The sequence below is a fragment of the Candidatus Binataceae bacterium genome, assembly GCA_036495685.1.
Taxonomy (GTDB): Bacteria; Desulfobacterota; Binatia; order Binatales; family Binataceae; genus JAFAHS01.
In genome coordinates, this window is record DASXMJ010000120.1 from 1 (window position 1) to 11,690 (window position 11,690).

The 11,690-nt window shown below is 59.9% G+C and carries 14 protein-coding genes; 4 read left to right on the forward strand and 10 right to left on the reverse strand.

The genetic code is table 11. The features are described 5' to 3' along the window. The 3 genes from VGI36_12090 to VGI36_12100 all read left to right on the forward strand — a co-directional run. Positions 1-241: hypothetical protein (locus tag VGI36_12090; protein HEY2485884.1), on the forward strand; the 241-nt coding region annotated here is incomplete at its 5' end. Positions 242-260: 19 nt separating this feature from the next. Further along, a complete protein-coding gene (gene dut, locus VGI36_12095) occupies positions 261-719 on the forward strand; it encodes a dUTP diphosphatase (GenBank protein HEY2485885.1) in 459 nt (152 codons plus the stop codon). A 34-nt stretch (positions 720-753) separates the two neighbouring features. After that, positions 754-1,611: a fatty acid desaturase gene (locus VGI36_12100; GenBank protein ID HEY2485886.1), complete on the forward strand. Its 858-nt coding sequence runs from the start codon at positions 754-756 to the stop codon at positions 1,609-1,611. A gap of 8 nt (positions 1,612-1,619) precedes the next feature. Here the strand turns inward: VGI36_12100 and VGI36_12105 are convergent, their stop codons facing one another. Next, entirely contained in the window at positions 1,620-2,744 is a 1,125-nt protein-coding gene (locus VGI36_12105; protein ID HEY2485887.1) for a sterol desaturase family protein, read from the reverse strand. A gap of 179 nt (positions 2,745-2,923) precedes the next feature. On the opposite strand from VGI36_12105, the gene radC reads away from it, so the two are divergent. Then, the gene (gene radC / locus VGI36_12110; protein HEY2485888.1) at positions 2,924-3,598 is read left to right on the forward strand and encodes a DNA repair protein RadC; all 675 of its coding nucleotides are present in this window, start codon (positions 2,924-2,926) and stop codon (positions 3,596-3,598) included. 758 nt (positions 3,599-4,356) lie between these two features. Here the strand turns inward: radC and VGI36_12115 are convergent. From VGI36_12115 to VGI36_12155, 9 genes are all read right to left on the reverse strand, one after another. Then, entirely contained in the window at positions 4,357-5,046 is a 690-nt protein-coding gene (locus VGI36_12115; GenBank protein HEY2485889.1) for an MIP/aquaporin family protein, read from the reverse strand. Beyond that, positions 5,046-5,561 carry an arsenate reductase ArsC gene (locus VGI36_12120; protein HEY2485890.1) on the reverse strand — a complete coding sequence of 172 codons (516 nt, stop codon included), beginning with the start codon at positions 5,559-5,561 and terminating at the stop codon, positions 5,046-5,048. The genes VGI36_12115 and VGI36_12120 overlap by 1 nt, the downstream gene beginning before the upstream one ends. Then, the gene (locus tag VGI36_12125) at positions 5,558-5,998 is read right to left on the reverse strand and encodes an ArsI/CadI family heavy metal resistance metalloenzyme (GenBank protein HEY2485891.1); all 441 of its coding nucleotides are present in this window, start codon (positions 5,996-5,998) and stop codon (positions 5,558-5,560) included. Before VGI36_12125 ends, VGI36_12120 begins: the two co-directional genes overlap by 4 nt. A 73-nt stretch (positions 5,999-6,071) precedes the next feature. Further along, positions 6,072-6,416, reverse strand: coding sequence for a helix-turn-helix domain-containing protein (locus tag VGI36_12130; protein HEY2485892.1), 345 nt, complete (start codon positions 6,414-6,416; stop codon positions 6,072-6,074). Between the two features lie 116 nt (positions 6,417-6,532). Further along, positions 6,533-6,991: a GNAT family N-acetyltransferase gene (locus VGI36_12135; protein HEY2485893.1), complete on the reverse strand. Its 459-nt coding sequence runs from the start codon at positions 6,989-6,991 to the stop codon at positions 6,533-6,535. Positions 6,992-7,126: 135 nt separating this feature from the next. Then, positions 7,127-8,923, reverse strand: a complete 1,797-nt coding sequence (locus VGI36_12140) for a serine hydrolase domain-containing protein (GenBank protein ID HEY2485894.1) — start codon at positions 8,921-8,923, stop codon at positions 7,127-7,129. 117 nt (positions 8,924-9,040) lie between these two features. Continuing rightward, entirely contained in the window at positions 9,041-9,628 is a 588-nt protein-coding gene (locus tag VGI36_12145; GenBank protein ID HEY2485895.1) for a hypothetical protein, read from the reverse strand. Continuing rightward, entirely contained in the window at positions 9,621-10,199 is a 579-nt protein-coding gene (locus VGI36_12150; protein ID HEY2485896.1) for a sigma-70 family RNA polymerase sigma factor, read from the reverse strand. The genes VGI36_12145 and VGI36_12150 overlap by 8 nt, the downstream gene beginning before the upstream one ends. 214 nt (positions 10,200-10,413) lie before the next feature. Then, positions 10,414-10,980 carry a methyltransferase gene (locus VGI36_12155; GenBank protein ID HEY2485897.1) on the reverse strand — a complete coding sequence of 189 codons (567 nt, stop codon included), beginning with the start codon at positions 10,978-10,980 and terminating at the stop codon, positions 10,414-10,416. Positions 10,981-11,690 lie beyond the last annotated feature (710 nt).

The following is an 11,690-nucleotide window of genomic DNA, read 5'->3' on the forward strand; positions in this document are numbered from 1 at the left end:
CGAAGTCGGCGATGGCATCGCATTCGATTGTGAGGACAACGCGCTGACGGTGATCTGGCCCGGCGGCAAACTGGAAGTGTCGCGCGGACCCAAACTGGACGTGGCACGCGAACTCATCGCGCTCATCGCCAAGCGCTTGCCGCCGCGTGACGACAGCCCGCGGCGCGGCGCCAGAAAGCGTAGAACCGCTGCCGGCGCACCCCGCGACCGCGTGCGCGGCCGCCGGCCGCGGCGAGTCTAAGGGACCCAGGCCGGCGCCCATGCAACGAACCATCAAGCTGCGGATCCTCGATCCGCGCATTGGGCGCGAATTTCCCCTGCCGCAGCATGCGACCGCGGGCTCGGCCGGCATGGACTTGCGCGCCTGCATCGATGCGCCGCTGCTGTTGCCGCCCGGCAGCGCGGAATTGATTCCGACCGGCCTGTCGATTTACATCGCCGACCACGGCCTGGCCGCTATGTTGTTGCCCCGATCGGGCCTCGGCCATAAGAATGGCATCGTGCTCGGCAATTTGGTGGGCTTGATCGATTCCGATTATCAGGGCCCCTTGATGGTCTCGACCTGGAATCGCGGTACACAGCCCTTTACCATCAACCCCGGCGATCGGATTGCGCAGATGGTCATCGTGCCGGTGGTGCAAGTGGCGTTCGAAGTGGTCGAGGATTTTTCGGCGACCGCGCGCGGCAGCGGTGGTTTCGGCAGTTCCGGACACAGCTGAAGTTGTCAGATCTCGTCAGGGAAGTGAGACGTCGATGAAAAGTTACAACGCCATCGGATTCGCGATACTCCTGCTCAGTGTCGCGGCAGCGGCACTGTTCGCGCCTGCGGCTCTCGGTCCATGGACCGGCGCCGGTATCGGGATCCTGTACATCCTCTTCGTTTGGTTTCTGGCCGGCATTTATTTGTCGGACGTGATCCACATGGGGATTACGCACGGCGCGTTGGACTATAAGCCATGGTTCATCAAGACACTGGTACTGCTCAACAACACGGTCGGCATCTACGTCGATCCGGTCAGCTGGGTCAATCGCCATCGCAATCATCACCGCTTCGCCGATCACCCCGGCGATCCGAACAAGCTTTCCGCCGACGGGTTCTGGAAGACTGCGTATCTATGCCTTCTGCCGTACCGCTGCGAACAGGACATGGCTCGCGACGCCGTCCTGAAGTCCTGGCCTTTTCCGATGGTGGGCCACCCGCTGTTCGCGGTTTTGGCGCAAGTCATCAGCTTTGGCGTAGTTTGGGCGCTGGTGCGCGACGGTGAGTTCGCATTCGTGCTGTGGGCGGGTATCCGCGTGTTCGCGCTATGGGTGAACCTGATCCAGAATTACTGGACCCACGATCGACGCTTCGGTACGCGCCGATACGACGATCCGGGCGACAACGCGATGAACGTCGGCGAATGGTTGCCGGTCATGGCCACTTTCAGTGCCTGCCTGCAAAACAATCATCATCACTATCCGCATCTGTTGCGGCTTTCCCATGCCGACGATGAGTTCGACTTCGGCTTCATGACGGTGAAGGCCATGGCGGCACTGGGCCTGGTCAGGCCCTCGAAGACAGGCACCGTAAGACCGGTGGACCTGGCCGATTTGGAACTCAGTCTCTAGGCCACGCGCTATCGGCCCATGAACGGGTCGATGAATTGCCTGAAGAACCCGGGACGGACCGATGTGCCGCTCAAGCCATAGCTCTTGGGCCATTGATCCTTGGGAAAATGGCAGGTGCCGAAGATGCGATCGATCCACGGAAAATGGATGGCGAAGTTGCAGTCGATGGCTTCTTCTTGCGCGGAGTGATGCCAGTGATGGTAACGCGGCGTAACCAGGTAGTTCTCCAGCCACACGGTGCGCGGGCGAAAATCGAGGTGCGAAAACGTGGCGTGGAAAGACACGAACAGGATATAGCCGATGATCGCGCCTTGCGAAAAGCCGCAGAGCGCCAGCGGAATCATGATCAAGCCGCGCGTCACGACAATATCGAAAAAGTGCGAGCGCGAGCCGGCAATCCAATCCATGGTGCGGATCGAGTGATGCACGGCGTGGAAGCGCCAAAGCACGGGAATCTTGTGGAACATCCGATGCACGGCGTACTGCGCCAGATCCGCGACAAGAATGACCGCCAAGAGCTGGACGACGAACGGCCAATTACGGACGTAGGCCTGAAGTTGCGGGATCGCCAGCCACGGAGCAGCCAATGCCGCGGGCAGCAGCATCAGGAAATTGATCAGTTGCGACGGCAGGTGCGTCGCAATGAAATAGAAGGCATCCGTGGTCCACTCGGCGCGGAAGGTTCCCTGACCGGGGTGCAGCGGCCAAATCCGCTCGAGCGGAACGAAGACGATGGTCATCACGAACAGATCCAAGACGAACCAGTCCAAACCTATTCCCGTCTTGGTTGCAACTTCCTGCGGCAACGGCACCCCTCCGCCGCCCAAGGCCAGCGCCGCAACGGCAAGGGCCGCGCCGGTGAGCGCCAGAACCTTGCGCTCACGGAGCACAGCCGAGAGCGCGGCTAACACGAAGGCGGCGAAGATGATTCCCTGGATGAGCGGCCGTATCAAACCCATGGGATAGTGGGCGCGGGCTTCGGGCAACGTCAGGAGCGCGGGAAAGCGCAGGCACAGCACCGCGCCCAAGGCCAACAACCCGAGGAAGACAGCGCTGACTCCGCTCACCCAGCCGCTGCCGAGATGCACCGGCTCCGCATCACCGAATGTTTTGCGAAAGAATTCGTCGGACATGCCGGCCTCCTGGCGCCAATCGGTACTGGATTTAATCACAAGCAAACCCGGCGGAACACAAACGTCCGTCGCAAATTGCAGTCGAGGGCGGGGCGAGAGCGGACCTAAGTTCGCTGTTTCGCCCTCTTCCGCGGCGAAATGCGCATGGTAGGAAAGGCCATCAACCCGCAAGCTGGCGCATGGCAATTCGGGACTGGCCGAGCGACGAACGGCCGCGAGAAAAGCTCCTCGACAAAGGCGCCGCCGCGCTCTCCGATGCGGAGCTGCTGGCCATCTTGCTGCGCACCGGCACGCCCGGGCACTCGGCGCTCGATCTGGCGCGGGATGTACTCAAAAGTTTTCATTCACTGCGCAAGCTCATCGCCTCCGACCGGCAGCGATTTTGCGCCGAGCCGGGATTGGGTCCTGCTCGCTATGCCGAATTGCAAGCGTCGGTGGAGATTGCGAGAAGACAACTGTCGGAGACCTTGCGCGCCGGCCCGTCGTTGTCGAGCCCGCGAGCCACGCGCGACTTTCTCAGCGCGCGGCTACGCGACTTGGAGCACGAGGTATTTTGCTGCCTATATTTAGACAAGCGCCATCGCCTGATTCAATTCGAGGAGTTGTTCCGCGGCACCATCGATGGCGCCAGCGTTCATCCGCGCGAGATCGTGAAACTCGCGCTGCAGCGCAATTCCGCCGCGGTGATCATCGCGCACAATCATCCGAGCGGCGTCGCGGAACCGTCGCAGGCGGATGAATTCATCACGCAGCGGGTGAAAGAAGCACTGGCGCTCGTCGATATCCGGCTGCTCGACCACATCATCGTCGGCGACGGCGCGTGTGTATCGCTGGCGGAGAGGGGACTGATCTGAGCACGTTGAGTAATGACGGATGGCTCTTGGTGGCGCGACGATTTGTCTACGGGCGCGTTAGACAGTATCCTCAAGCAGTCAGGGTTGAAGAAGTAGGTCAATCTCATGCGCTACGCAATCGTGATTGAAAGTGCCGGCGGTAATTATTCGGCTTATGTTCCGGATCTGCACTTCGATTGGTCATAGCGGAGTCATCGTCCTCGCTCGTCACCTGCCCCGGTTGCGGCGCGCGATTTTCGGCCGCTGACGGTCCAACCCATCCCTACATGGAATCCTCACCCGGCTGTTGGGCGGCCTTCGGTGAAGTATTGGCTCGCGAGTACAGCGATAGCGCATTGCTAGAGGTCCACCGTCTGACCGTCGACGCATATGCGTTACAACACCCCGGAAAGCGGTCGCCGCAAAGTATTCAATCGGTCGGTTTGCATCTTGTCAGGCTGCACCTGCAACTCAGGGAAGGTTTATCACCGGAGCGCGCAAACGCCGTAATGACTGAACTTGTGCGCCGCAAGGATGCGTTGTTTTGGCTTGAACCACCGGCGTCGGTTGGATCCCTCACTGTCGCGTACGTTCACCCCCGCTCCGATCCGACGGAGCACAAAACTGCTGTACGCCTGTGGGCACAGTCGGCTCTATCCGCGTGGTCACATTACAATCAGACGATCGCGAACTGGGCGGCTTTGGTCGGTTCCCTGCGATGAGCCGAAATGGCGAGTGCCGATAGTGGTTTCGCAGCAGGAAGCCACTATTCGGCCCATCTACTCCACATATTTAACCTGGGAAGAGGCGGCTTCCGCGCTATTGCCCTCTGGTCCCCGAAGCGCCCGCGCGACCGGGATTGCGGCGATAGCTCCTAAGAGCTGGGCGATGACGAAGCCCGAGACGTGCGAAGGGGCGATGCCCGCGAAGGTGTTGGAGAGCGCGCGAGCAATGGTGATCGCGGGATTGGCGAAGGAAGTCGACGAGGTGAACCAGTACGCGGCACCGATCCATCCCGCCACCATCCAGGGCGCATCCTGGCTGCGACGGATGCCTAGGATTACGAGCACGAGCCCGAACGTCGCAACAAGCTCGCCCAGCCACTGCGGGAAGCCAGTACGTGCGTGGAGCGAGGTTTCGATCAGCGGCAAGGCGAACATGGCGTGCGCAAGTATGGCGCCCAGGCTGCAGCCCAAGACTTGCGCGAGCACGTAACCGCCCGCTTCACGCCACGTCAGCTTGCCTCGCAGGGTTTGCACCAACGACACTGCTGGATTGAAGTGCGCGCCGCTGATCGGCGCCAGGAGCGCGATCAACACGGCGAGCACGGCAACCGTCGCCGCGGTATTCGCAAGCAAGGCAAGAGCGACATTACCGTTCGCGAGGCTCTCAGCCATGATGCCAGAGCCGATGACGGTCGCCGCAAGGAGCAGGGAGCCTAAGCCCTCAGCAAGTAGAGCTCGGCGCATCAGGAAGGCCGGGTGGCGCCGTCGCTGTTACCGATCTCTTCAAGCCTCGCTTTCAGGGTCATCGCATCGAGGGAGGCGATCGGCAAAGCCGTGAAGAGCTTGATCCTCGTTTCCAGCTCCTTGAAGGCCTTGCGGAACGCAGTGGCTTTTTCGAGCTCGGTGCCTTCTACCGCTGCAGGGTCGGCCACGCCCCAGTGCGCTGTCATCGGTTTTCCCGGCCAGACGGGGCATACTTCCCCGGCCGCGTTGTCGCACACGGTAAAGATAAAGTCGATCGGCGGCGCGCCCGGTGCCGCATATTCATCCCAGCTCTTGCTGCGAAGCCCTTCGGTGGGAAGGTTCATGCGCTTCAAGAGATCAACGGCCAGAGGATTTACTTGACCCTTGGGGAAGCTGCCTGCGCTGAAGGCCGTAAAACGCCCTTTGCCCCAGTGATTTAGGAGCGACTCGGCGAGTACACTGCGCGCGGAGTTGCCCGTGCAGAGGAAGAGGACGTGGTAGGCGCGCGCGCTCACGATTCTTGCACTGCTCGGTTCGGTGCGCAGCAGGGCTTCGCAGTCTTCGGTGTGACCAGATCGGTGCCGTACACCGTGCTCTCGCCGTGTGTTAAGAAGGTCTCCCACTCGATGCCTTGAGGATCGTGTATCCAGCTTTTCTCGCTGTTGGCATAGCAGCAGACCGTCTCGCCTTCCTCGATCACCGGTCCCTCGGCGCGCTTTAAGCGCTCGTAGACCTCGGTAAGCTCCGTCTTGTCCTCGACTTGTATACCGAGATGGTCGACGCCCGTAGGCCGCGCTCGATTGCTAATGGCGAAGTTCACGCGCGGATCATCGAGCATCCATTTGGCGTAGTCGCTCTTCACGACCACCGGTTCCGCGGCGAAGAGCTGCCGATAGAAGCGGATGGAGGCCTCAACATCCTTCACGCTGATGTGCACATGGAGTCGTTTCATAATTTCAAGTCTCCTCAAGTCGGTTGACCATGAACGCGGCGCTCTTGCGCGCTCCGCACGCTGATAACTCAGTTCAAGCAACCGCAGCCCGTTTAGAGGCCGGGCGGGCTGGTTTGCACGAGGGCGCGCAGACACTCCCCGCACAGCAGTTCTCGGTCAGGTACCCGACGACCCCCTGCATCGACTCGAAGTCAGCGCTGTAGATGAGCTGTCGGCTCTCGCGCCGCCGCGTGATGAGCCCCGCGCGCTGCAGATTCTGCAGATGGAAGGTCAGGGAGGAGGGAACGAGCTTCAGGCGAGTACCGATGTGACCGGCGGGAAGCCCTTCAGGCCCCCATTCAACCAGCAGCCTGAAGATCGCGAGCCGATGCTCGTGGGCAAGGGCACCTAAGGCTTCGATGATGGCTTTGGCTTTCATGTATATACGATATTTCGACTAGTGTCGTAATGTCAAGAGGCATTGCTTCACGGCCTTCGGATGGAAGCCGCTCTCCGGCAGGACAACCTTCAACTCGAGGCAGAGATCCGCGCGGCTTATGGGTGGATGGCCTTACGCATACGCACGCAGGCCATGCGACCTCCAGAGGACATGAGATGTTCGCCCCGCTCCAGCGAAACAAAACCGTTCGCTTCGTAGAAGTGCACAGCGTTGATCGATGCATCCATGCGCAGCTCGGTCATGCCGACCTCTCGCGCTAGCTCTTCCAGCCGACCCAGGATTGCACGGCCTACCCCTTGGCGACCGTGCTCCGCGGCCACGTATACGGCTCGCAGCTCTGCATTGCCGGGAACGATTGAACCAAAGCCCATAACCCGCTCGGTAGCGTCCACGGCAACCACCACCAGTTCCTCGCCCCGTTCGATCCAGCGCACGAAAGCCTCCACGCGCTGCGGGACGATAACGTACGGGGCCCATTCATCGATGATCGCCTGACTATAGGCTGAGGCGGCAGTTCCCCGGATCGCGGAGCGTTGCACCTCAAGGATTGCCAACGCGTCATCCGGCCGTCCCCGTCGAAGTAAGTAAGGCAGCTCGGCCGGTGTCATCCCGTCAGGATACATTCCGTGCGGCTCACTTCCCAGAGTCGGTCGATGTCGAACCGAACATTGAGGAACCGGTCTGCGCCGTTAGTCGGCCAATGAAATGGCGGTACGGCCCGCGAATCGTTGGCCGATATGTTGGCCCAGCCGATCCGCGAAACTGCCTCGATTGCTGATCGTTGTGTTCATGAGAACAACGGCCGCGCAATCGCAGGAAGGGTTGAAGAATGCGTAGCTGCTGTACCCGCCAGTCGCACCATTGTGCCAATAAGTCCCGGTAGCTGACTCGTACAGCCACGCAAAGGCGATTTGCATGCCGGGTCCAGCTTCCGCACGCAGCTCGTGCGACTGGGCGAGAGCGACTGGCAGCGTCCGCCCGTTCGCGGACGCATTCTGTGGCTGTTTCTCCGGATGTAAATTCGCTTCCAAGTAAGTCAGCATGTCGGCGGCGGTTGAGCGAATGGCGCCCGCGCCAGCAAGCGCATCGAAATCCCAGGCGTGGGAAGGATTGTGGTCCGGGTCGTGGCCCTGTATGAAGTGCTGTTGCTGCTCGGGCGAAAGCGACACAACGGTGTCCCGGAGCCGAAGTGGCCCGGTAACTTCCTCGTTGAGGAGATTCGCATAAGGCATGGCAGCGCGATCAGCGAGCGCCTGCCCAAGCAGCCCCACCCCCAAATTGCTGTAAAGGAAGGCGGCGTCCGCGGGCTTCGCCACGCCGTGCTGCGCGACAAACTGGTAGAGATTCGCCGGGCGATAGTCCCGGTAGGGATTGCTCGGGTCGGCTGGATTGAAATTGTCGGGCATCCTTGGCAGGCCTGAATGCTGCGTGATGAGATCGAGCAGGGTGATTTCGGCGCCGGGCGGTTTGGCGACGGCTCCAGACGGGAGCAGTTCGCGGACCGGCTCATCGAGGCGAATCTTCCCCTGGGCAATCAACTGCGCCATTGCGAGGCCGGTAAACGTCTTGGTGATAGAGCCGATCTCGAAAATGGAGTCCGTTCGTGCCGCACCGTAGGCAAAAACGCGTCGCGTCCCGCCGCGCACCACGCCGATGGCAACGCCGGCCGAAGTACCCGGTGACAGTGCACCGCGCTTGAGAGCTTGCTCCAAGTCTTGATTCAGCACCGCCTGCATTCCGGCGGCATCGACGGGAGCCATTGCCGGAATGTATGAGACCTTCGGCGGCGGAGTCGGTGGAACAGGTGTGGCTTGCCGCTGCAGGTTCAACGGCAGCGGGGCACCCTGGCTCCAGGTGCCCGTCAGAGTCTGTGCATCGCTGGAGAGCTTACCGCTCCAGCGACCCTTCAAGGCTGGAACGTTGAATGAAAAATCTGTTCCGGAGCGGGCGACGTTTGCACAGGATAGGTCAAAAGCGTCCTGATCCAGGCTGTCGAGTGCGCACGATTCCTGGCCGCTGCGGTCGCTCTTGACCGAGATTTGAATTCGCAATGACTGCGAGCCCGCCTGCAGGATACCAAGCCAGAATCCGTCTACTGGCGAAGGTTTGTCGGCCGGGATGAACGTGTCACGCGTGAACGTGAGAGGTTGGGGACTGCCCTGATTCCAGGTTCCGGTGAGAGTCCTGCCGTCATCCGCGATCGCTCCTGTCCAATTGCCATGCACCGCCGGTACGGCGAATGAGATGGTTTGGCCTTGCACCTGGAAATCCGCACAGGGGATTCCTATCGAACCTTGGTCCGGACTATCCATCGTGCCGCTCAGCGCGCCACCCGTCCCGGCGACAATGTGCAATTTGAGATGCAACGGGCCAAGAGTGCCGACGAAATCGCCTTGCACCGCGGGCACCGACTGCGCCCGAGCCGAAGACAATCCAAATCCGATGAACGCAATCAAGATGAAAACCCAGATTTGTTGAAGCTTCATAGGACAGCCCCCTCCGTTACCAAGCCGAGCTGGACAATTTTTCGTTGACACTTGCGGATGCCATGTCTTTGCATTTGGAAGAGCGATGCACCGAACCAGTACAATAGCGAGCGCGCATTATCGCGGCCCGTCAGATTGTGTGGTTCCGAGAGACACTAAGGTGTCGATCTCCCGCTTCAAATCGCGCGCTTTCCAGATATTTGCAAAACTGATTACTACGCCGAGCGCAACAACAACTGCCCCAAATCCGAGCAGCACACCTCTGGCTTCGGGGCGGACCACCTGTACCATCCCCCACACGAAGACCAACAGGCCCGCCATGAGTGGCACAACGTACCAGTACCAGGCTGTACGCACGAAGTCTCTCTGACGCGAGAGTTCTTTGATGTGAAAAGTCAGGAACGACGATCCTGCATCCGCAGCCGGCAGCCCTCGATTGCGCGCCCGTGTTCGCAGTCGATAGGCCACGAAGAGCGTCGCCAGTATTTCCATCAGCGAGCCCAGCCTCATCAAACGATTTGGAAAAATCCAGATGTATGCGCTGAAAGCAAGTATGACGAATGCACAGGCTATGTATTCCACCAAATTCCGTCTCCAGACGGTCTTTTGGAAGGAGGTTGCCCTCAATCGGATTTGCTCGGTCGTCATTTGAATTGGCTCCGTATTCTGCTGTTTCCAAAAAGCCTTCAGATCTTCTTCACGCATGACTGATCTCCCCGCTATGAAACTGTCGAGTCAGCAATGTCTTGATACGATGAATTTTGGTCGCCACGTGGCCCGGTGTTAGCCCCGTGATCGCAGCAATTGATTCGGCGTCCAGGTCTTCCAAATAAAGCAAGATCACCTGTCGATCAGGCGATTGAAGAAGGCCGATGAGTCGGTGTAGACGCTGGAGGGCTTGATTCTGGCCAGTTTGGGTCTCAATGTCGTGTAAGTCTGCAATGTCGCCGATCGAGTCGAGCGTATAACTAGTGCGCAGGCGCACTCTTCGGTTCCGCGTCACGTGCGTAAGCGCCGTATTGTGGGCAATCCGGTAGACCCAGGTCCGCAGTGAGCAGCGCTGATCGAATGATGCGAGACTTTGCCATAAAGCCAAGTGCACATCCTGCAGCAGATCGCGCCGACGATCAGGGTCGGCCTCATAAGCGTTCGTCAGCCGCGCCAGTGCGCCACCAAACTCAGCGACGACCTCTGCGTACTGTAAGTACTGGGCCGACGATGCGAAAGATGGCTGCGCTTGCTTGGGCTCCACGGGACTCGGCTTGCCGACGGTCATGACATAGGTAGTCTAGTCACCGAGAGGTTTCTTACAGAAGCTTGTCGAAATACCTTTTGCCGGCCCGTAGTAACCTCAAATCATCAATCAGCACCCGTACCTCCAAGGACCGTATACCGGCGCGCCTATAGAGGTTGGAGGAGCGGCCGCTTCGCGGCAGGTATTTCGGCGGTTTGGCCGACCGCAGCTGGCCGAAAGCGGCGGCTTGCAGTATCTAATGTGTGGACGCAGTTGCGTACCTGGGCGAAGTCTTCGTGGCCTCGAACACCGTGTACGGTGGGCGACTGTGCTCACGCACGCGCCCGAAGATCGCCTTCAGCTTGTTCCGATACCACAGCTGTCGTTGCGTGACCATCCATAGCGTCCCCCCGACCAGAAGCCTGTTGAAACCCTTGTGGATGAATTGTTTGGGCACGCGGAAATCGGTGTGATACGGCGGATTGCACAGAATCTGCGTAAACCCCGTCTCCTGAAAGTCGCTGAAACCCTCGCTCCGCGTCACCACGACGCCGTCCACTTCGTTCGCGCGGACGTTCCGCGATGCAATCTCGATCGCAATGGCGTCGCTGTCGATCATCCAGACGCGTTCGGCTCCAATGAGTCTGGCGGCCACGATGCCCACCACTCCGTATCCGCACCCAAGATCTAGAACCTTGTCCTTTTCCGTGAACGGAGCATGCGACAGCATCGCAAGCGTGCCGGCATCGATCTCGTGCGGCGAAAACAGGCGCGGATCCGTCTCCAGCACGACGTCGATGCCTCTGACACTGGTTCGAATCACGGGACTCCTTCTCACTGGAGAACATATAGTGTTCCTTCGCCCCTCTTTGGGGAACACCCGCACATGTTGAGTCCGGACTGGCCGAGCCACTTGAGGAGGGAATCGAGTTCGGCGCGATCAAGCCACTCGATCGACGCCTCCGCGGAACGCGGGCTTATCTAATACGGGAGCGGCTCGCAGGCGCCTTTGCGCTACGGCGCTGCCTTGCACGCGATCATGATTTCGCGATCATCCTCACTGCCCTTCAGCGTCTCATACCCACGGCTACCACAGGCACGGCCGGCCTTGACCAGACAGTTTGCGTAGCTATTCAAGAAGCCGCCGCAAGTGATGACATAACCCCTGCGGCCATCGGGGGCATAAGTCGCGTGCTGGGATCGGCACGCGCCGCAGGCGAGGGCCAAACAAACGACTGCGAGTTGCGTCGATCGGAAATTCAGTTTGAGCATGACTCTTGCTGGTTCGTTTTTGGGGGCTAAAGAGTGACTGACCCAGATGACAGTCACGTGTCGAGCAGTAACAAAAGCATCACGGCAGCGCAGGTATAGTCACCCCCATGACACAACGCAGAACCCACCGGATACTAATTTTGCTGGCGATCTGTGCGTTCAATCGGCCCGCGTTCGCCGAGGGAATAAGCGGCCTGTACCTCGGCGGCAGCGCCGCCTTGGCGAAAATCGACTACGACAATTCGGCCTTTCAAACGCAAC